Annotated in this window: 17 protein-coding genes; 15 read left to right on the top strand and 2 right to left on the bottom strand. The window is 41.6% G+C overall.

Annotated elements, in window-relative coordinates; genetic code table 11:
- The first annotated feature begins 217 nt into the window (after nucleotides 1–217).
- From atpD to ilvA, 15 genes are all read left to right on the top strand, one after another.
- A complete protein-coding gene (gene atpD, locus E0E36_RS13700; protein WP_013665568.1) occupies nucleotides 218–1,723 on the top strand; it encodes a F0F1 ATP synthase subunit beta in 1,506 nt (501 codons plus the stop codon).
- 53 nt (nucleotides 1,724–1,776) lie between these two features.
- Nucleotides 1,777–2,031, top strand: a complete 255-nt coding sequence (atpC, locus tag E0E36_RS13695; RefSeq protein WP_041387300.1) for an ATP synthase F1 subunit epsilon — start codon at nucleotides 1,777–1,779, stop codon at nucleotides 2,029–2,031.
- A 392-nt stretch (nucleotides 2,032–2,423) separates the two neighbouring features.
- A complete protein-coding gene (gene ilvD / locus E0E36_RS13690) occupies nucleotides 2,424–4,118 on the top strand; it encodes a dihydroxy-acid dehydratase (protein ID WP_013665566.1) in 1,695 nt (564 codons plus the stop codon).
- Nucleotides 4,119–4,214: 96 nt separating this feature from the next.
- The gene (gene ilvB / locus E0E36_RS13685) at nucleotides 4,215–5,966 is read left to right on the top strand and encodes a biosynthetic-type acetolactate synthase large subunit (RefSeq protein ID WP_130856416.1); all 1,752 of its coding nucleotides are present in this window, start codon (nucleotides 4,215–4,217) and stop codon (nucleotides 5,964–5,966) included.
- Between the two features lie 66 nt (nucleotides 5,967–6,032).
- The gene (locus E0E36_RS13680) at nucleotides 6,033–6,398 is read left to right on the top strand and encodes a four helix bundle protein (protein ID WP_130856415.1); all 366 of its coding nucleotides are present in this window, start codon (nucleotides 6,033–6,035) and stop codon (nucleotides 6,396–6,398) included.
- Between the two features lie 37 nt (nucleotides 6,399–6,435).
- Entirely contained in the window at nucleotides 6,436–7,026 is a 591-nt protein-coding gene (gene ilvN, locus E0E36_RS13675; RefSeq protein ID WP_013665563.1) for an acetolactate synthase small subunit, read from the top strand.
- A 2-nt stretch (nucleotides 7,027–7,028) separates the two neighbouring features.
- A complete protein-coding gene (locus tag E0E36_RS13670; RefSeq protein WP_130856414.1) occupies nucleotides 7,029–7,520 on the top strand; it encodes a DinB family protein in 492 nt (163 codons plus the stop codon).
- Nucleotides 7,521–7,574: 54 nt separating this feature from the next.
- Nucleotides 7,575–9,056, top strand: a complete 1,482-nt coding sequence (ilvC, locus tag E0E36_RS13665) for a ketol-acid reductoisomerase (RefSeq protein WP_013665561.1) — start codon at nucleotides 7,575–7,577, stop codon at nucleotides 9,054–9,056.
- A gap of 173 nt (nucleotides 9,057–9,229) precedes the next feature.
- Nucleotides 9,230–10,693 carry an ATP-binding cassette domain-containing protein gene (locus E0E36_RS13660; protein WP_130856413.1) on the top strand — a complete coding sequence of 488 codons (1,464 nt, stop codon included), beginning with the start codon at nucleotides 9,230–9,232 and terminating at the stop codon, nucleotides 10,691–10,693.
- A 75-nt stretch (nucleotides 10,694–10,768) separates the two neighbouring features.
- Nucleotides 10,769–12,280 carry a 2-isopropylmalate synthase gene (locus E0E36_RS13655; protein WP_130856412.1) on the top strand — a complete coding sequence of 504 codons (1,512 nt, stop codon included), beginning with the start codon at nucleotides 10,769–10,771 and terminating at the stop codon, nucleotides 12,278–12,280.
- A gap of 105 nt (nucleotides 12,281–12,385) precedes the next feature.
- Nucleotides 12,386–13,780, top strand: coding sequence for a 3-isopropylmalate dehydratase large subunit (leuC, locus tag E0E36_RS13650; RefSeq protein ID WP_130856411.1), 1,395 nt, complete (start codon nucleotides 12,386–12,388; stop codon nucleotides 13,778–13,780).
- A 5-nt stretch (nucleotides 13,781–13,785) separates the two neighbouring features.
- Nucleotides 13,786–14,382: a 3-isopropylmalate dehydratase small subunit gene (gene leuD / locus E0E36_RS13645; protein ID WP_013665557.1), complete on the top strand. Its 597-nt coding sequence runs from the start codon at nucleotides 13,786–13,788 to the stop codon at nucleotides 14,380–14,382.
- Nucleotides 14,383–14,522: 140 nt separating this feature from the next.
- Nucleotides 14,523–16,037: an alpha-isopropylmalate synthase regulatory domain-containing protein gene (locus tag E0E36_RS13640; RefSeq protein ID WP_130856410.1), complete on the top strand. Its 1,515-nt coding sequence runs from the start codon at nucleotides 14,523–14,525 to the stop codon at nucleotides 16,035–16,037.
- Between the two features lie 207 nt (nucleotides 16,038–16,244).
- Nucleotides 16,245–17,306 (top strand): 3-isopropylmalate dehydrogenase, encoded by a 1,062-nt coding sequence (gene leuB, locus E0E36_RS13635; protein ID WP_130856409.1) that lies wholly within the window; start codon nucleotides 16,245–16,247, stop codon nucleotides 17,304–17,306.
- Between the two features lie 75 nt (nucleotides 17,307–17,381).
- Nucleotides 17,382–18,620, top strand: a complete 1,239-nt coding sequence (gene ilvA, locus E0E36_RS13630; protein ID WP_013665554.1) for a threonine ammonia-lyase IlvA — start codon at nucleotides 17,382–17,384, stop codon at nucleotides 18,618–18,620.
- A gap of 122 nt (nucleotides 18,621–18,742) precedes the next feature.
- Here ilvA and E0E36_RS13625 read toward each other — a convergent pair whose 3' ends face one another.
- Together E0E36_RS13625 and aroB are read right to left on the bottom strand one after the other, a co-directional pair.
- Nucleotides 18,743–19,501, bottom strand: coding sequence for a ThuA domain-containing protein (locus E0E36_RS13625; protein WP_130856408.1), 759 nt, complete (start codon nucleotides 19,499–19,501; stop codon nucleotides 18,743–18,745).
- A 163-nt stretch (nucleotides 19,502–19,664) separates the two neighbouring features.
- On the bottom strand, nucleotides 19,665–20,732 hold the full coding sequence (gene aroB / locus E0E36_RS13620) for a 3-dehydroquinate synthase (RefSeq protein WP_130856407.1): 1,068 nt from the start codon (nucleotides 20,730–20,732) through the stop codon (nucleotides 19,665–19,667).
- Between the last annotated feature and the right edge of the window lie 26 nt (nucleotides 20,733–20,758).

Here is a 20,758-nt window from a genome sequence, read left to right as displayed (position 1 = left end):
AACTTATTTATAAACAGTGGATTAGATTGCCAGCCCCTCAAAAAACGCATCCGGTGCTTATGAAAAGGCACATGATCAAAAGAGTCATTTTTAAGAACAAAAAATCTTTTCATTTAAGTATTTGATATTCCACTAGAAAGCGTATTTTTGCAGTCCGAAATAAAGCCCTTAAATGGCAATAAATCTGTACATTATTTAAAAAAACATAGTTTCTTATATGTCCAACACCGGAAAAATAGCGCAAATAATCGGACCAGTAGTAGACGTCAGCTTTGCAGGCGGTGCTAAATTACCGAAAATTTTCGACGCATTGGAAATCGAAAAAGCAAACGGACAACGTATTGTTTTAGAGGTTCAGCAACATTTAGGAGAAGAACGCGTACGTACGATCGCCATGGATTCTACCGACGGCCTTGTACGGGGTATGCCTGTAAAAGATACAGGAGCTCCTATAAAGATGCCAATAGGCGATGACATTAAGGGCCGTGTATTTAACGTAGTTGGAGATGCCATTGACGGTATTAAAGAACTCGATAAATCAAACGGACGTCCTATTCACAATTTACCGCCAAAATTCGAGGATCTTTCTACCGAAACCGAGGTGCTTTATACCGGTATCAAAGTAATCGATTTATTAGAGCCTTATGCTAAAGGCGGTAAAATCGGTTTGTTTGGAGGTGCAGGTGTAGGTAAAACGGTACTTATCCAAGAGTTAATCAATAACATTGCGAAAGCTTATTCCGGATTATCGGTATTTGCCGGCGTAGGTGAGCGTACCCGTGAAGGAAACGACTTATTACGTGAGATGATCGAATCGGGAATTATCAAGTATGGCGACGAGTTCCTTCATAGCATGGAAAAGGGCGACTGGAATCTAGAGCAGGTCGATACCGACGCTTTAAAAGAATCAAAGGCTACTTTCGTTTTTGGCCAGATGAACGAGCCTCCCGGTGCACGTGCGCGGGTTGCGCTTTCAGGACTTACCATTGCCGAATATTTCCGTGATGGTGACGGTGAAGGAGCGGGAAAAGACATTCTGTTCTTTATTGATAACATCTTCCGTTTTACACAAGCAGGGTCAGAAGTATCGGCACTATTAGGACGGATGCCTTCTGCCGTGGGTTACCAACCAACATTGGCAACCGAAATGGGTTTAATGCAAGAACGTATTACTTCAACAAAACGTGGTTCGATTACCTCTGTACAAGCGGTATATGTACCGGCGGATGACTTGACGGATCCAGCTCCGGCAACTACCTTTGCCCACTTGGATGCTACCACTGTTTTGTCGCGTAAAATAGCCGAGTTAGGGATCTATCCTGCAGTAGACCCACTGGATTCAACTTCTCGTATCTTGAATCCTACCATCTTAGGAGATGAACACTATAACACTGCTCAACGCGTTAAGGAAACTTTGCAACGCTATAAAGAATTGCAAGATATCATCGCCATCTTGGGTATGGACGAGTTATCAGAGGAAGACAAGTTGGTAGTAGCCCGTGCTCGTCGCGTGCAGCGTTTCTTGTCACAGCCTTTTCACGTTGCTGAACAATTTACAGGTTTAAAAGGCGTGTTAGTGGATATTAAAGATACTATAAAAGGTTTCAATATGATTATGGATGGTGAGGTTGATGAATATCCGGAAGCTGCATTTAACTTGGTAGGCAGCATTGAAGATGCCATTGCAAAAGGTAAGAGACTGTTAGAAGAAGCAAACGCATAAAATGATAGTATCGCGTGTTGAACATCCGGTTCAGTACGCATGATCTAGTATATATGGAACTTAACATTATTACACCAGACCAATCAATATTCAGCGGACAGGCCCATTCTGTAACCGTACCGGGAAGTGCAGGCTCTTTCGAAATTTTGAAAGATCACGCCCCCATTATATCTACGTTAGAGGATGGGAAAGTCATTATCCGCAACAATAAGGATATCGAAGTCATTATTATTAAAGGCGGGGTGGTTGAAGTACTCGACAATAAAATTACCGTGCTTGCTGAAGGTGTTGTAACTGAAGAAAACTAGAAAAAAAGCAAAAAAGAAAGCCCGGTAGTCAATGATTACCGGGCTTTCTTTTTTACAAGTTTTTTTCCCCATTTAGCAATTTTAGGAAGAAAATGGTGAGAAATTATTATGCATACATAAATATGTACCGTATACCAAATTAGGTTTTAGTCTATTTATTGACCATTTATATAGTTAGGCAGCTATAATTGACAGAATAAAATTTGGAACGAAACAATATTCATAAAACAAAATATCAAATTTAATAAATCTCCACTAGCTATTGCCTTTGTAATTATAAGCTACTATTTTGGGAAAACAATATATAGTAATAAAACCTATAGTAAAACAAGGCCCGTTGGTCTATACTATTTTGCAGATCAAATAAAGAAAAATAATATATTAAGTGCGACATGCTAACTGAACAAAAAACTGAACTAAACAAGTACAGCAAAGTGTTTACACAGGACAAAACACAACCTGCTGCCCAAGCCATGCTCTATGGCATTGGCCTTACGGACGAAGACATGAATAAAGCACAAGTCGGCATTGCAAGTATGGGCTACGACGGTAACACTTGTAACATGCATTTGAACGATTTGGCACAAGTGGTCAAAAAGGGCGTGTGGGATCACGACTTGGTAGGTTTAGTATTTAATACAATCGGTGTAAGTGATGGTATGAGCAACGGAACTGATGGGATGCGCTATTCGCTGGTAAGCCGCGATATTATTGCCGATAGTATCGAAGCGATCTGCGGAGGACAATATTACGATGGCCTCATTACTATCCCAGGCTGCGATAAAAATATGCCGGGATCTATTATGGCCATGGGAAGACTTAACCGTCCATCGATCATGGTATACGGCGGAACGATTGCCCCTGGACATTATAAGGGAGAGGATTTAAACATCGTATCGGCTTTCGAAGCACTGGGAAAGAAGATAGCAGGAACCATTAGTGAGGAAGATTTTATAGGAGTCATCAAACATACCTGTCCCGGTGCGGGCGCCTGTGGGGGAATGTATACCGCAAATACGATGGCCTCTGCCATTGAGGCTTTGGGAATGAGCCTCCCCTACTCCTCTTCTAATCCTGCTGTAAGTGAAGAAAAAAGAAAAGAGTGCCTGGAAGCGGGGAAATACATCCGCATCTTATTGGAGCGAGATATTAAACCATCCGACATCATGACCCGCAAGGCTTTTGAAAATGCCTTGCGCATCATTATTATCCTTGGGGGAAGCACCAATGCTGTATTGCATTTTATCGCAATGGGAAAAAGCGTAGGTGTTGAAATTACACAAGATGATTTTCAACGCATGAGCGATACAACACCGGTATTGGCAGATTTTAAACCAAGCGGCAAATATCTTATGCAAGATCTTCATCAACATGGCGGTATCCCGGCTGTTATGAAATACCTTTTAAACGAAGGCCTGCTCCATGGCGACTGCTTAACGGTTACCGGTAAAACCTTAGCTGAAAACCTGGAAAATGTGGAACCGATCAATTTAAAGGAACAGGCGATTGTACAAACTATCGATAATCCGATCAAACCTACCGGCCATTTACAGATTTTGTATGGCAACTTGGCAGAAAAGGGAAGTGTAGCCAAAATCTCCGGCAAAGAGGGTGAGCGCTTTGAAGGACCGGCAAGAGTGTTTGACGGTGAAAAAAATCTAATAGCCGGTTTGGCCAATGGTACCGTAAAAGCAGGCGATGTAGTGGTTATCAAAAATGAAGGCCCTAAAGGAGCTCCCGGAATGCCTGAAATGTTAAAGCCTACCTCTGCCATCATTGGTGCCGGTTTAGGGAAAAGCGTTGCCTTGATTACCGACGGTCGTTTTAGCGGTGGTACGCATGGTTTCGTAGTTGGTCATATTACACCTGAAGCCTATGATGGCGGACTGATCGGATTGGTGGAAGATAATGACATCATTGAAATCGATGCCGTCAATAATACCATCACCCTAAAGGTAGCCGATGAGATTATAGCGGAAAGAAGACGAAATTGGAAACAACCTAGCTTAAAAGTAAGCAAAGGGGTTTTATATAAATATGCAAGAACCGTTTCAAGTGCGGCAGAAGGTTGTGTTACCGATGAATAAATCGGGAAGTCTGCACACGTATATAGACGGCTGACAACCGATGACTGAAAGCTGATGACTAATAACTAATAACGAGTAACAAACAACAAAAAGGACATGAATACGCTCGAAATAACAAAAGACACGCCTCAGCAAGCACAGGAGGAAAAGGCAAAAACAACAAAAATTTCAGGCTCTCAAGCCGTATTGGAGGCATTTATTGCTGAAGGAGTGGACACCATATTCGGTTACCCAGGGGGTGCGATTATGCCTATTTATGACGCATTGTATGACTATAATGACCGATTGAAACATATATTGGTGCGCCATGAACAAGGTGGTATACATGCGGCGCAAGGCTATGCCCGTACTTCGGGAAAAACCGGTGTTGTCTTTGCTACCAGTGGTCCGGGCGCAACAAACCTAGTTACCGGCCTGGCGGATGCCATGATTGATAGCAACCCTATTGTATGTGTTACAGGTCAAGTATTCGCACATCTTTTGGGCACCGATGCTTTTCAGGAAACCGATGTTATTAATATTACAACACCCGTTACAAAATGGAATTACCAAGTAACGGATGCGTGCGAAATTCCAGCGGCTTTAGCAAAGGCGTTTTATATAGCAAGAACAGGCCGGCCAGGCCCTGTATTAATTGATATAACAAAGAACGCACAACTGCAATTGTTCGACTATGAAGGCTATACCTCTTGCAACCATATAAGAAGCTATCGCCCGGCTCCAATCGTTCGAAAAGAATATATTGCAGCGGCCGCAGAGCTGATTAATCAAGCAAAAAAGCCTTTTGTGCTTTTTGGTCAAGGCGTCATTTTAGGGAAAGCCGAAAATGAATTTAAGGCGTTTATCGAAAAAACAGGCATTCCTGCTGCATGGACAATTATGGGACTGAGCGCACTGCCAACTGATCACCCCTTAAATGTCGGTATGTTGGGTATGCACGGCAATTACGCACCCAATGTCTTAACAAACGAATGTGATGTCCTCATAGCCATCGGTATGCGTTTTGACGACCGGGTTACGGGGCGACTTGATAAATATGCGAAACAAGCTAAAGTGATTCATCTGGATATCGATCCGGCGGAAATAGACAAAAATGTCAAAACAACGGTACCCGTTTGGGGCGATTGTAAAGAGACCTTGCCTTTACTTACAGCATTAGTTCAAGCCAACCAGCACAGTGAATGGGTACAGAAATTCCGTGAGCTTGAGCAGGAAGAAGTAAAAGAGGTCATTCATGCTGAATTGAATCCGGGTGAAGGTGAAATGACGATGGGAGAAGTAATCAATGTGCTCAATGAATTAGCCAATGATGATGCGGTTATCGTAACCGACGTGGGTCAGCATCAAATGGTGGCTTGCCGTTATGCCCGTTTTAAACAGTCGAAAAGCAATGTTACTTCCGGAGGTTTAGGCACAATGGGATTTGGACTGCCCGCAGCTATAGGTGCTTGGTATGGAGCTCCCGAGCGCAATGTGGTAGCAATCATCGGTGACGGCGGTATTCAGATGACTATTCAGGAACTGGGTACCATCATGCAATTTGGTGCGAAGGTTAAAATTTTGATTCTGAATAACCAGTTCCTGGGTATGGTTCGCCAATGGCAGCAGTTGTTCCATGACAAACGTTATTCATTTGTAAACATAACAAGCCCCGATTACGTAGCAGTGGCTAAAGGATATTACATTCCCGGAAAACGCATAGATCAACGAGCTAACTTAAGGGAGGCATTACAAGAAATGTTGAACCATGACGGCTCTTATCTATTGGAAGTAATGGTAGGGAAAGAGAATAACGTATTCCCTATGGTACCGCAAGGAAGTAGTGTAAGTGAAATAAGGTTGAAGTAAGTCAAAAATAAAAAGTAAAAATTCAAAAATAAAAAGGTCCCCTTAGGGGGTGGTAAAAGTGAAAAAATGTCTTTTGGAGTCAACAAAATATATGATATAAAGGAAAGGACATTTCTCTTTTCGAAACCGATTATTTTGTTTGTAAAAGACACAAATTTTGACAGGACTTTTTCTTCAATCTTTGACCAGTTGGTTCGTAGTGCTACATCAGTCGGAGCTAACATAGCCGAGGGTAAATCGGGCTCATCGAAAAACGACTTTTTAAAGTTTCACATTATCGCATTAAAGTCAGCCAATGAAACAATCTATTGGCTCAAACTAATTAGAGAAACATTAAACATAGATAAAAATAAAGCAGATTCGTTGATGTTGGAAGTTGAAGAGATAGCAAAGATCCTTGCAACCATTATCTTAAAAAACAAAGCTGCATAGTTTTTAACTTTTGAATTTTACCTTTTGAATTAAAAAAATGGAAAAACAAGAATATACCATCACGGTTTACACAGAGAATAGCATTGGTATGATCAGCAGAATTGCTATCATATTTTCTCGTCGTAAAATAAACATTGAGAGCTTAAACACTTCACCTTCAGAAGTACATGGCATCCATCGCTTTACGATAGTAATCACCGAATCGGAGGAAGTAGTGCGAAAATTATGTAGACAAATTGAAAAACAGGTTGAAGTGCTCAAAGCCTATTATAATACCAATGACGAGGTCATATGGCAAGAGCAGGCCTTATATAAGGTTCCCACCAGTGTGGTAACTGAAAAAGCGCCTATTGAACGCTTATTACGTGAATATGGTGCACATGCTGTAGTGATCCGAAACGACTACACCGTATTTGAAACTGCGGGACATCGCGAGGAAATCGATAAGTTAACCGAAGCCTTAGCCGAATACAATTTAATTGAATTTGTTCGGAGCGCGCGCATTGCCATCATTAAAGATAGCGAAGGATTCCACAAGAAATTAAAGCAATTTGAACTGGCAGAACCAGCAGAAGAAATTGTTGAGAACGAATACCTTGATAAGCAGGATAAAGTCTTTACGATGTAGTTATGGCAATAAGCAGTATCGACATAGCCCTCCAGGTAAGAAGGAATTTTATTGAGTTGATGGACAATATGACCATCGGGGAACTTAATACCATCCCTTCGGGATTTAATAACAATATTGCTTGGAACTTCGGGCACATTGTAGTGAGTCAGCAAAAACTTTGCTATACACTATCCGGCTTACCCATAAAGCTAGATGAACAGTATATGCTTAAGTATCAAAAAGGTTCAAAACCTGAAAAATTTATTGATCAGGATGAAATTGACTACTTGAAGGAACAGGCTTACACACTTATCGATGAGTTGCTGGGGGATTTAGAAGCAAGCATTTTCCATAATTTTAATCCCACTAAACTACATTTCGGTCTCGAACTAAAAGGTATAGAAGACGCGATCAATTACTTTCAAAACCATGATGCATTACATCTAGGCTTTGCTACAGCTATAAAAAGAGCGATAATAGGAGAAAAACAAAAGCTATCGGCTAATGCCTAACAGCTAAAAACGTTATAAAATCAAAACAGTAATCGTCAAACATTAGATAAAACAATGGCAAATTATTTTAACACCCTACCACTCAGAGAGAAATTGAACCAATTAGGCGTTGCCGAATTTATGGACATCCGTGAATTTACGGATGGCGTGAGCGCATTAAAAGGTAAAAAAATCGTTATTGTGGGCTGCGGTGCTCAAGGCCTAAATCAAGGGCTTAATTTAAGAGATAGTGGACTTGATGTTTCATATGCGCTTCGTAAGGAAGCAATCGAACAAAAGAGAGATTCATGGAAAAACGCAACCGATAATAACTTTACGGTGGGTACTTATGAGGAACTTATCCCTACAGCTGATCTCGTCAGTAACCTAACGCCCGATAAACAACACTCTTCCGTTATTGATGCTATTATGCCTTTAATGAAGGAAGGTGCTACCCTATCCTATTCACACGGCTTCAATATTGTTGAAGAAGGAAAGCAGATCCGCAAAGATATTACGGTAATCATGGTCGCTCCGAAATGTCCAGGCTCAGAAGTTAGAGCTGAGTACTTACGTGGTTTTGGTGTGCCTACGCTCATTGCCGTGCATCCGGAGAACGATCCTCAAGGTAAGGGCTTAGCTGAAGCTAAAGCATACTGTGTAGGTACCGGTGGTCATAAAGCCGGCGTGTTGCGTTCGTCATTCGTAGCGGAAGTTAAATCAGATTTGATGGGTGAGCAGACCATCTTATGCGGGCTTTTACAAACCGGTTCGATCTTATCGTTCGACAAGATGGTAGAAAAAGGGATTGAACCCGGTTACGCCTCAAAACTAGTGCAGTACGGTGTCGAAGTAATCACAGAAGCATTAAAACAGGGTGGTATCACGGCTATGATGGATAGGTTAAGCAATGTAGCTAAAATCAAAGCATTTGAGGTTTCTGAAGAACTTAAGAACATTATGCGTCCATTGTTTCAAAAACACCAAGATGATATCATGAGTGGCGAATTCAGCCGCACCATGATGGAAGACTGGGCGAACGGCGACAAAAACTTATTGGCTTGGCGCGCCGCTACAGGTGAAACAGCCTTCGAAAAGACGCCTGCAGGGGATGTAAAAATTGGAGAACAAGAGTATTTTGACCATGCCGTATTTATGGTTTCTTATATTAGAGCAGGCGTTGAATTAGCGTTCGAAACCATGGTGGAAGCGGGTATTAAACCGGAATCTGCTTATTACGAATCATTGCATGAAACACCGCTTATTGCCAACACCATTGCCCGCAAAAAGCTATTCGAAATGAACCGCGTCATTTCCGATACTGCTGAATATGGTTGTTATTTATTTGATCATGCTTGTAAACCATTGTTGGCTGATTTTATGAAAACCGTTGATACAGACATCATCGGCAAAAACTATAATGATGGCAAAGATGGAGCGGTTGATAACCAAGAACTAATTGCTGTTAATGAGGCTATCCGCAACCATCCGGTAGAAAAAGTAGGTGCAGTATTACGGAAAGCAATGACTGCCATGAAGGCTATTAAAACAGTGTAAAAAACATCCGGGCCGGTTTTGGAGTTAACCGGCCCGGACAATTTCTAATGTACATAAACAGGCCTGGTTGGCACTTTTTGCAAAAAAGGCTTGATAGTATAAAAAAACAATTTGTATAAGTTTGTATTAAAACAACGACACCATATTAAAAAGGCATTCCAGCCCATTCGGCTATGATTAATCCCTTCGTCCATATTACCCATTTAAGTCTTCAATATGCACATGATGTTATATTGGATCAGCTCAATTGGCAAATCCTCCAGGGAGAGCATTGGCTTATTGGTGGAAAAAGTGGTTCGGGAAAAAGTTCATTGGGAAAAGCGCTCGCTGGACTTGAAAAAACAAGTGGCGATATGCAATTCTTTTTCAATAAATCTTCCGCCCTTCCCGCCCGAGTACTGTATGTATCTAACTGGTATCAGTTTACCAACCTGGAAGGCGATCGCAATTTCTACTATCAGCAGCGTTATAATAAACAACAGCGCAATGATACCTTGACGGTATATGCTGAATTAATGCATTATGCCAAAGAGGAAAGCCTAGCGTTTGAAGAAGTTGAGAAATACTTAGATCTTTTCGATTTTATCGATTTCAAAAATACGCAGCTCATCGAACTGTCCAGTGGAGAGCATAAAAAATTACAATTGATAAAAGCACTCTGGCTTAAACCGCAACTGTTAATTATTGATGAACCGTATACCGGATTAGATAAAGCGTCGCGCAAAAAGCTAAATCACTTTTTGGAAGAGTTGGCTGAAGCAGGTGTACAGTTGATTCTTATCACAAACGATGAAAACATACCAAACTGCATCAACCGATTTGCGGAAATTGAAAATGGAAAGTTAAAACACCTATCTTCTATTCAAAATTTATCCAAAGATGTGGCTCGCGAACAAAAGCCTTTACCGCATTTCCTTCAAGAAGAGCCGAGGGAATCGGCCGATATTTTCGTCCATATGGAAAACATCCATGTTCGATACGGCGAAAAAGAAGTATTAAAGAATATCAGTTGGACAGTACGTAAAGGCGAAAAGTGGCTTCTGCAAGGGCATAACGGCTCAGGTAAATCGACCTTGCTCAGTCTTATAAATGGCGATCATCCACAAGCGTATGCAAATGAGATCCATCTTTTTGGCAACAAGCGAGGAAGTGGAGAAAGTATTTGGGATATTAAAGCTCACTTAGGTATTGTTTCGCCTGAATTACATTGGTACTTTGATAAAACTGCGAAAGTGTGGCAAGCGATCGCCTCTGGTCTGTACGATAGTATTGGTTTATTTCGACAGCTAAACTATGAACAACAACAGCGGGTTACCCAGCTATTAGACTTCTTTGAGTTAACAACCTGTAAGGACCGCCTGTTAACAACCTTGCCTTTAGGTAAACAGCGACTTGTTTTATTGGCTAGAACCGTCATCAAAAATCCGTCGCTATTGATATTAGATGAGCCCTGCCAAGGCCTGGATTACGCGCAGACCGAACATTTCAATGCAGTTGTGAACGAACTTTGTAGCTTTGGAAAAACATTGATTTACGTTGGTCATTACGAGACACAACTACCGAGCTGTCTGGAAAACAAAATTGTGCTAGAGAAAGGTGAAATAAAAACAATACAAAAGATAGCCGCATATGCTTAGAAAGATGGAACAGACCGTTATTGTCAACCATATACAGCTATCCTAAATATATAGTAGAAATAAAAAAGACCCAGTATGTTACATAATCCTAATCACTTATACATATTCGACACCACGCTTCGTGACGGAGAACAAGTCCCTGGTTCACAATTGACCACGCCCGAAAAAATCATTATCGGTGAAGCACTTCAGGCTTTGGGAGTGGATATTATTGAAGCAGGTTTTCCGATTTCCAGTCCGGGTGATTTCCAAAGTGTAGTTGAATTATCAAAGGTTGTACGCAAACCGATCATCTGCGCTTTAACCCGCGCAAATAAAGGCGATATTGATTGCGCAGCAGAGGCTTTAAAATATGCGAAACGGCCCCGTATCCACACCGGTATCGGGTCATCTGACATGCATATTAAATATAAATTCAACAGTACCCGTGAAGCGATTCTTGAGCGCGCTGCGGAAGCGGTGAAATATGCCAAACAATTTGTAGAGGATGTTGAGTTTTATGCGGAAGACGCCGGAAGAGCGGACAATGTATATTTAGCTCAAATGATCGAGGCAGTGATCGCTGCCGGTGCAACGGTTGTCAATATTCCTGATACCAACGGCTATTGCTTACCTGAGCAATACGGTGCTAAAATTCGTTTCCTAAAAGAAAATGTTAAGAATATCGATCAGGCGATTATCTCCGTCCATTGTCATAACGACTTGGGCCTTGCTACCGCTAATAGTCTTTCGGGAATTCAAAATGGTGCTCGGCAAGTCGAATGCACAATAAACGGCATCGGTGAGCGTGCAGGTAACACCTCTTTAGAGGAAGTGGTCATGGCACTCAAAACACACTATCAAACACTCGGGTTCCAGACCAACATTAACACCAAACAATTATATCCGCTTAGCACGATGGTAAGCCGCATGATGCGTATGCCTGTGCAAGCTAACAAAGCTATTGTAGGACGTAACGCCTTTGCACACAGCTCCGGCATTCACCAAGACGGAGTACTTAAGCACCGCGAAAATTACGAAATTATCAATCCGGAGGATGTTGGTATAGATCAGTCAGAGATTATCCTTACTGCTCGTAGCGGACGGCATGCACTTAAACACCATTTAGAACGCCTCGGGTATACTATTGATCGCATCGATTTGGATCAGACCTATCAGCGTTTTCTCGCACTTGCCGACGAAAAGAAGGAGATTAAGGATGATGATTTGTTGCGCTTAATGGGTGATGAGGCAGAAACCAATTTTAAAAACGGCGTTACTATCAGTTCTCTGCAAGTTATAACCGGTGATCAAAGCGATCCGCAAGCGATCATTAAACTGAACTACAAAGGTACCGAACGGGAAGCAACGGCATCTGGTAACGGCCCGGTGAGTGCTACCATTAAAGCCATCGAAAGCATTATTGGAAGCCATAATGAAATCAAGGAATTTAATATACACTCTATTCATGGAGGAAGTGACGATGTAAGTAAAGTAGATATGCGTGTTATCCATGATAATCAATCCTATATGGGATATGGATTCAGTACCGATATCGTAAGAGCATCGGCTAATGCTTATCTGGATGCATTAAATAAGTTTGTGTAAATTAGCTTTTTCCATTATCATCGGAGTGAGACGAAACAGAGACGAGAAAGCGATAAACTGAGCAGTACTAAATAGCAAGAAAAATTAAAATCTAACTAAATAAAAATGAGCAAGACGTTATTTGATAAAGTGTGGGACTCGCATGTAGTACGAAAGATTGAGGGCGGTCCTGACGTGTTATTTATCGACCGTCATTTAATCCATGAGGTTACCAGTCCGGTGGCCTTCTTAGGGCTTAAAACCCGTGGTATTAGCGTATTATATCCGGAGCGTACATTTGCTACCGCCGACCATAACACGCCAACTATTAACCAACACCTTCCTGTGGCTGATCCGCTTTCAGCCAATCAGTTAAAGGCATTGGAAGAAAATGCCAATGCTTACGGTATTAGACACTGGGGGCTTGGCCACCAAAAAAATGGTATTGTACATGTGATCGGACCGGAAAACGGAATTACACAACCTGGTGCGACCATTGTATGTGGTGATTCGCATACGTCTACACACGGAGCCTTCGGAGCCATTGCATTCGGCATCGGTACCTCAGAAGTAGAAATGGTATTGGCCTCACAGTGTATCATGCAGCCGAAACCCAAAAAGATGCGCATTAACGTAACGGGTTCTCTTAGTAAAGGTGTTACGCCTAAAGATGTTGCCTTATTTATCATATCCAAATTAACTACCTCGGGTGCTACCGGGTATTTCGTTGAATATGCGGGTGAAGTTTTCGAAAAGATGAGCATGGAAGGCCGTATGACCGTATGTAATTTAAGTATTGAAATGGGCGCAAGAGGCGGCATGATTGCCCCGGATGAAACTACGTTCACTTACATTAAAGATCGGGAGTTTACGCCAAAAGGTGAAGCATGGGATAAGGCCATGGCCTATTGGAAAACCTTGAAAACAGACAGTGATGCGGTATTCGATAAAGAGTTTACCTTCGACGGCGGCAGCATCGAACCGATGATCACGTATGGAACAAACCCCGGTATGGGAATCGGTATTTCCAATCATATTCCGGATGCGTCTGAAGTAGAGGGCGGTGTGGCCACTTATGAAAAGTCCTTAGGTTATATGGGCTTCCATGAAGGAGAATCCATGATTGGTAAAAAAGTAGATTATGTTTTCGTCGGTAGTTGTACAAATGGACGTATCGAAGATTTCAGGGCTTTTACCTCTTTAGTTAAAGGAAAGAAAAAGGCAGAGGATGTTACCGTATGGCTTGTGCCTGGTTCGCATATCGTGGAAGAACAGATTAAAAAAGAAGGACTATTGGATATCCTGACAGAAGCTGGATTCACGTTGCGCCAACCTGGCTGTTCGGCGTGTTTAGCAATGAATGATGACAAGGTGCCGGCCGGTAAATATGCGGTAAGTACTTCGAATAGAAACTTTGAAGGGCGCCAAGGTCCGGGTGCACGTACCATGCTCGCAAGTCCGCTTGTAGCAGCAGCTGCTGCTGTTACCGGTGTTGTTACCGATCCAAGAACTTTAATTTAATCTCTATGGCTTACGATAAATTTAATATATTGACAAGTACAGCGGTTCCACTTCCTATCGAGAATGTGGATACCGATCAAATTATTCCTGCACGTTTTCTTAAAGCAACTAAGCGAGAAGGCTTTGGCGACAATTTATTTCGTGATTGGCGATATAATTCGGATAATACTCCCAAAAGTGATTTCGTTTTAAACAATCCTATTTACGGTGGTAAGATTTTGGTGGGCGGAAAAAACTTTGGTTCCGGTTCTTCGCGCGAACATGCTGCCTGGGCTGTTTACGACTATGGTTTCCGCTGTGTGGTATCTAGCTTCTTTGCGGATATCTTCAAGAACAACTGTCTTAACATCGGCGTGCTACCCGTACAGGTAAGTCCTGAATTTCTAGAAAAGATCTTCAGTGCTGTTTTTGCCGATCCGAAAACTGAATTGGAAGTGAATCTTCCGGAACAAACCATTACCCTTTTGCCAACTGGCGAAAAGGAGAAATTTGATATTAGTCCCTATAAAAAGGACAACTTATCAAATGGTTTTGATGATATTGATTACCTCCAGAATATAAAAGGAGAGATTCAGGACTTTGCTTCGACACTGCCTTTTTAGAGGGATCAGTTGTGAATTGTGAGCAGGCTCATTTGACACCACTACTTAACTATTTAACAACTTAACGATATTGGTTGTGAGCTGGGTTCGTGCGACTGAATTGCAGGCTTTTTAATTTTTAATTTTTACTTACCTTACGAATGAAAAGAAAAATAGAAATAATGGACACCACTTTGCGTGATGGTGAACAAACCTCGGGTGTGTCTTTTTCTATTTCAGAGAAATTAACAATTACACAATTATTATTGGAAGAATTGCTGGTAGACCGAGTTGAAATTGCATCGGCGCGTGTTTCTGAAGGAGAGTTCGAAGCGGTAAAAACAATAACTAGTTGGGCTAAGGAAAACGGATATCTCCAAGCTATTGAAATATTGACTTTTGTAGACAATGGTATTTCTATTGATTGGATGTTGAAGGCAGGTGCAAAGGTGCAAAACTTACTTACCAAAGGGTCTTTAAATCATCTCACTCATCAGCTCAAAAAGACACCTGAACAACATTTTGCCGAAATCGCTGATATTATCGCATTAGCAAGTAAAAAGGGCATTGACACTAATGTGTACTTGGAAGACTGGAGCAATGGGATGAAAAATTCACCTGAATATGTATATCAATATTTAAATTTTCTCTCCAAACAGCCTATAAAAAGGATACTATTGCCTGACACGCTTGGCGTATTGACACCGAGTGAGACCTTTCAGTATATCGCAGAGCTACGGCATAAGTATCCGGACCAACATATCGACTTCCATGCGCACAATGATTACGACTTAGGGACGGCCAATGTACTGGAAGCAGTGAAAGCGGGGGTGAATGGCTTACACTTAACAGTAAATGGCATGGGTGAAAGAGCCGGTAATGCACCTATGGCCAGTGTCGTAGCAGTAATGAACGATTTTCTTCCGGATGTAACGGTTTCCGTTAAAGAATCTGCGATTTATAAAGTCAGCAAACTAGTTGAAACCTTTTCAGGCATCAGAATTCCTGCAAATAAGCCAATCGTCGGCGAAAACGTATTTACGCAGACTGCAGGTATCCACGCCGATGGTGATAATAAAAATAATCTTTATTTTAACGACCTACTGCCCGAACGTTTTGGCAGAAAACGCAAATATGCGCTCGGCAAAACTTCCGGTAAAGCTAACATCGAAAAAAACTTGCAAGAACTCGGATTAAAGCTTAATCAGGAAGACCTGAAAAAAGTCACACAACGAGTTATTGAGTTAGGTGATAGAAAAGAAACCGTCACTAAAGAAGATTTACCCTATATTATTTCTGATGTACTAGACAGCAATCTATATGAAGAAAAAGTGAAGGTGGAATCATATGTTTTGACGCATGCAAAAGGATTACGTCCATCGGCTACTATCGCTGTCTGCATTGATGGTAAAACAATGGAAGAGCATGCGCAGGGTGATGGACAATTCGACGCATTTATGAAGGCCTTGGCTAAAGTATACGCAAAAAAGAACCTGCGTTTACCAAAGCTAGTAGACTATACCGTTCGTATCGCACCAGGCAGTAGCTCAGATGCGCTATGTGAGACCATTATCACCTGGGAAACCGGCAGTCGAACCTTTGTAACTCGAGGCCTCGACTCGGATCAAACCGTCTGTGCCATCAAGGCGACACAAAAAATGTTGAATATTATTTAGGGTGTGCTTAGATATAAGTATCAAGACATAAGACGCCTGCCTGACGGCAAGCAGATAAGTAGTAAGACAAGAGCCATCGGAGTTTTGACCATCCCTACGGGAGGCAGGTTCTTTAATTATTGATATCTTGTTTGTTTCTTAAAGCATCAATGAGCCCTTCAGGGTTTTTAATTTTTACTTTTGAATTTTTACTTTTTAATTAACACTATGAACTTAAATATCGCTCTTCTAGCAGGAGATGGAATTGGCCCGGAAGTTATCGACCAGGCCGTAAAAGTAGTCAATGCAGTAGCAAAGAAATTTAGTCACCAAATCAACTGGACAGCAGCCTTAACAGGTGCTGCGGCAATTGATGCGGTCGGCGAACCTTACCCGGATGAAACCCATGCGGTTTGTATGGCAGCGGATGCGGTGTTATTCGGTGCGATTGGCCACCCCCGCTTTGACAATGATCCAAAAGCTACGGTACGTCCCGAACAAGGCTTGCTTAAAATGCGCAAAAAACTAGGCCTATTTGCTAATGTTCGCCCTACGTTTACCTTTCCTTCCTTAATCGATAATTCTCCGTTAAAGAGAGAGCGCATTGAGGGTACTGATTTAGTGATTTTACGCGAATTGACCGGCGGTATTTACTTTGGTGAAAGAGGACGCAAAGATAATGGCGATACTGCGTTTGACACCTGTACTTATACTCGTGAAGAAATTCAACGTCTTGCCAAGTTGGGCTTCGAAATGGCGATGGGCAGGAGAAAAAAACTATGCTGTGTAGATAAAGCCAACGTATTGGAAAGCTCTCGCTTATGGAGAGAAACGGTACAGGATATGGAAAAGGACTTTCCGGAAGTAGAAGTAAGTTATGAATTCGTTGACGCCGTTGCCATGCGCCTCGTACAATGGCCCAGTTCGTATGATGTCATTATAACAGAGAACTTATTTGGCGATATTTTAACGGATGAAGCTTCCGTTATCTCGGGATCTATGGGCTTAATGCCTTCTTCGTCTATCGGTATTCATACCTCCCTTTTTGAACCGATTCATGGTTCTTACCCGCAAGCTGCAGGAAAAGATATTGCTAATCCACTTGCTACTGTATTATCAGCTGCCATGATGTTCGAAGACGCCTTTAATTTAAAAGAAGAAGCAGCAGCCATTCGAGCAGTAGTCAATAAATCGCTAGCCGAGGGGATTGTAACAGAAGACTTGGCAGGAAAGAATAATAAAGCTTATAAAACCAGTGAAGTTGGCGACTGGTTGGCAGCGAATATTTAAGCGCTTGCCTCAAAAAGATACCAGATTTGTCATTATTTTGACTGCTCTGGTATCTTTTTTAGTAATACCGATGAAATGGATTTAACATTAAACTATAAAACGGCAACCACCCGTTTAAGCGGCGTAATAAATCGCACCCCGCTGGTATACCACCCCAGGCTTTCGGAAAAATATGCTTGTCACGTTTATTTAAAACGGGAGGATTTACAACTGGTAAGATCCTATAAACTTCGCGGGGCTTATAATATGGTAAGTTCGCTAAGTGATGACCAACTTAAACGGGGCGTCGTATGCGCCAGTGCGGGTAACCATGCGCAGGGCTTTGCCTACTCTTGTAATAAGTTAGGCGTGAAAGGGGTGGTTTTTATGCCGGAAATCACTCCAAAACAGAAGGTAACGCAAACGACCATGTTTGGGAATGGACAGATCGAAATTGTGCTCGTAGGTGATACGTTTGACGATTGTTTAAAAGAGGCCCTCGCCTACACTGCCGCCAATAACATGACCTTTATTCCTCCGTTCGATGACTATCGCGTTATCGAAGGACAAGGCACCGTGGGGGTCGAAATTTTGGAAGATCAGCCTGATATCGATATTGTAGTTATACCGATTGGAGGAGGAGGCCTTGCCGCGGGAGTTGGAAATTATTTAAAAAGCGAAAATCCTGCCATCAAAATCTTAGGTGTGGAGCCAGCCGGTGCCCCTTCCATGACGGAAGCATTAAAAGCGGAGCAACCCGTAACACTCAGTGAAATCAATCGCTTTGTAGATGGCGCTGCTGTTAAACGGATTGGTGAGTTGACATTTCCGCTCTGTAAGGAGATCCTAGAAAAAGTAATATTGGTTCCAGAAGGAAAAGTATGTACGAACATTTTGAAACTTTACAATGAAGACGCCATTGTTGTAGAGCCTGCAGGAGCGCTTTCAGTAGCAGCTTTGGATTTCTGTAAAGAAGATATAAAAGGCAAAACAGTGGTCTGTATCATTAGCGGAGGCAACAATGATATCGATCGGATGGCAGAAATAAAAGAGTTATCCCTTTTATACGAAGGCCTCAAACATTACTTCATCGTTCGTTTTCCGCAACGTCCCGGTGCATTGAAGCTGTTTGTAAACGAAGTATTGGGACCTCATGATGACATCACCCGTTTTGAATTCATCAAGAAAACAGAGCGCGAAAGAGGACCTGCACTTGTAGGTATCGAACTTCATAAAGCAGAAGATTATGATGCTTTGTTGAGCCGCATGCGTCAACATCGTTTTGATTTCAAAGAAGTTAATACCGACCAGACTTTGTTTGAGTATTTGATATAAGGTTGAGTTGTAGAATAGTTGAGTAGTTAAGTGGTTGAGTAGTTTAACGACTATTTAATTACTTAACTATTTCCCTATTCAACTACTCAACGATTTCCCCACTCAACGATTTCCCTACTCAACTACTTACTAATACCCATTGCATAAACAATGCCCCCCAAGAGATGTTTCCGAAAATCCACCTCATCATAACTTTCTTTCGTGTGTCCCAAGCCTGTATAGAAAGCTCTTCCACCATCATAGTTATGATACCAGGCAATAGGATGATTATCTCCATTTTTACCACCTTCATAGCTGGTTTCATCCAGTTTCATTAATACTTTTGTATCTGGATTTATATCTTTATAATTGTACCATTCATCCCATCTGCGCCAAGTATCTGCTAAATGTTCAGTAGCTGGATGATTTTTATCCAACACCAATAGGGTTGCGTCCTGTTGCTTTGGGTGACTCAGAAACCATGCTCCCACCAATTTGTTATACCACGGCCAATCATATTCGGTATCGGCTGCTGCATGGATCCCCACAAATCCTCCACCTTGCTGTATATAATGCTCAAATGCCGTTTGTTGTGCACCATTTAAGATATCGCCTGTTGTACTTAAAAAAACAACTGCCTTATATTTTTTCAAATTATCTTCTGTAAAAACGGAAGCATCTTCTGTATGTTCTGTAGCAAAGCCATTATCTTCGCCAAGTTCTTCGATGGTTTTCGCCCCCTTTTCAATGGAGTCATGCCTAAATCCCGCGGTTTTTGAAAACACGAGTACCAGCGGTTTCACTTGCGAATGGTCGATATTCTTTTCCGATTTACAAAAGGAAAAGCAAATACCCGCAACCCAAATGAGGGCGAAGATAGATGCATAACGTTTTAGTTTCATAAGTTTTATAAAGTTATTAATCAGTTAATAAAAACATCCCTTGAAGACAGAGCATCCCGAGGGGTCTCACGAGTCCTCTCGGGAGCCAAGCTTTTGACTTTTTAATTATTGATATCTTGTTTGTTTCTTAAGGTATCAATGAGCCCTTCGGGGTTTTGACTTTTTAATTCAATAATGAACGATAATAATCCAAGCTTTCAAAAATTTGTTCTTTTTGAATATATAGGTCAAAATCGCAACTTCCTATTTTATTTAGAAGCGCAAAACCAATTTTATCACCGGTGTTCTTTTTATCATTCAGCATATAAGTATATAAAAACTCATATATGGCTTCGCCAAATGAATAGCTTGGGAACAGATGCATGATATAGCTTCGGATCTCGTTCAACGATTCCAGAGACAACCCGTTATGACGATGAGACAAATAAGCTTCACAGATCATGCCTACGGCAATTGCTTCCCCATGAAGCAAAGGAAAGGAGTCGTTTGCTAAAGAATAACTTTCAACCGCATGTCCAATTGTATGCCCAAAGTTTAAAATCTTTCGAAGTCCTTTTTCCGTTGGATCCTTTGTAACAACATCATTTTTTATGGCAACGGAGCGGTAAATATAATCCTCATTCAATTCTTTTAAATCAACTCTTTGTAACTCTCCAAAATAACTCTGGTCATAGATCAACCCATGTTTTATCATTTCAGCAAAGCCAGAAACCATTTGCCGTTCGTCTAAAGTAGCTAAGAAGTCGCTATTAATAAGTACCGCTTTTGGCTGTGTGAACGTGCCGATAATATTTTTTACCCCATCCATATCAATTCCGGTCTTCCCCCCTACCGAGGCATCGACTTGCGATAATAAGGTTGTAGGTATTTGAATAAAATCAATTCCTCGTTTAAAGGTCGACGCAGCGAAACCACCGATATCCGTTATAACCCCTCCCCCCAGATTAATGAGTAAGCTCTTTCTGTCAGCACCAAAATCCAAGAGCATTTTCCAGATACCGATACAGAAATCAATATTTTTATTCTCTTCTCCAGGATCAATTTCTATTAAATCGTATGCCGTTAATTCCGGCATCGATGATGTAAACACGGGCAAGCAGTGCTCGCTGGTATTACGATCGGTTAAGATAAAAATTTTGGAATAAGTGTTTTTATTTAAAAATTCGCGCAAAGCGTTGAACTGTCTCTCAAAATATACGGAATAAGTATTACTTTTTATTTCTTTGATCATGCTTATTAGCTCTCAGCTTTCAGCTC

The organism is Olivibacter jilunii (assembly GCF_900607235.1).
GTDB lineage: Bacteria > Bacteroidota > Bacteroidia > Sphingobacteriales > Sphingobacteriaceae > Olivibacter > Olivibacter oleidegradans.
This window is presented reverse-complemented; position numbering and strand designations above follow the sequence as displayed.

What these genes read in the sequence shown, in the direction of transcription:
- atpD (WP_013665568.1), top strand. Translation starts at nt 218, where the DNA reads ATGTCCAACACCGGAAAAATAGCGCAAATAATCGGACCAGTAGTAGAC.
- atpC (WP_041387300.1), top strand. Translation starts at nt 1,777, where the DNA reads ATGGAACTTAACATTATTACACCAGACCAATCAATATTCAGCGGACAG.
- ilvD (WP_013665566.1), top strand. Translation starts at nt 2,424, where the DNA reads ATGCTAACTGAACAAAAAACTGAACTAAACAAGTACAGCAAAGTGTTT.
- ilvB (WP_130856416.1), top strand. Translation starts at nt 4,215, where the DNA reads ATGAATACGCTCGAAATAACAAAAGACACGCCTCAGCAAGCACAGGAG.
- E0E36_RS13680 (WP_130856415.1), top strand. Translation starts at nt 6,033, where the DNA reads ATGTCTTTTGGAGTCAACAAAATATATGATATAAAGGAAAGGACATTT.
- ilvN (WP_013665563.1), top strand. Translation starts at nt 6,436, where the DNA reads ATGGAAAAACAAGAATATACCATCACGGTTTACACAGAGAATAGCATT.
- E0E36_RS13670 (WP_130856414.1), top strand. Translation starts at nt 7,029, where the DNA reads ATGGCAATAAGCAGTATCGACATAGCCCTCCAGGTAAGAAGGAATTTT.
- ilvC (WP_013665561.1), top strand. Translation starts at nt 7,575, where the DNA reads ATGGCAAATTATTTTAACACCCTACCACTCAGAGAGAAATTGAACCAA.
- E0E36_RS13660 (WP_130856413.1), top strand. Translation starts at nt 9,230, where the DNA reads ATGATTAATCCCTTCGTCCATATTACCCATTTAAGTCTTCAATATGCA.
- E0E36_RS13655 (WP_130856412.1), top strand. Translation starts at nt 10,769, where the DNA reads ATGTTACATAATCCTAATCACTTATACATATTCGACACCACGCTTCGT.
- leuC (WP_130856411.1), top strand. Translation starts at nt 12,386, where the DNA reads ATGAGCAAGACGTTATTTGATAAAGTGTGGGACTCGCATGTAGTACGA.
- leuD (WP_013665557.1), top strand. Translation starts at nt 13,786, where the DNA reads ATGGCTTACGATAAATTTAATATATTGACAAGTACAGCGGTTCCACTT.
- E0E36_RS13640 (WP_130856410.1), top strand. Translation starts at nt 14,523, where the DNA reads ATGAAAAGAAAAATAGAAATAATGGACACCACTTTGCGTGATGGTGAA.
- leuB (WP_130856409.1), top strand. Translation starts at nt 16,245, where the DNA reads ATGAACTTAAATATCGCTCTTCTAGCAGGAGATGGAATTGGCCCGGAA.
- ilvA (WP_013665554.1), top strand. Translation starts at nt 17,382, where the DNA reads ATGGATTTAACATTAAACTATAAAACGGCAACCACCCGTTTAAGCGGC.
- E0E36_RS13625 (WP_130856408.1), bottom strand. Translation starts at nt 19,501, where the DNA reads ATGAAACTAAAACGTTATGCATCTATCTTCGCCCTCATTTGGGTTGCG.
- aroB (WP_130856407.1), bottom strand. Translation starts at nt 20,732, where the DNA reads ATGATCAAAGAAATAAAAAGTAATACTTATTCCGTATATTTTGAGAGA.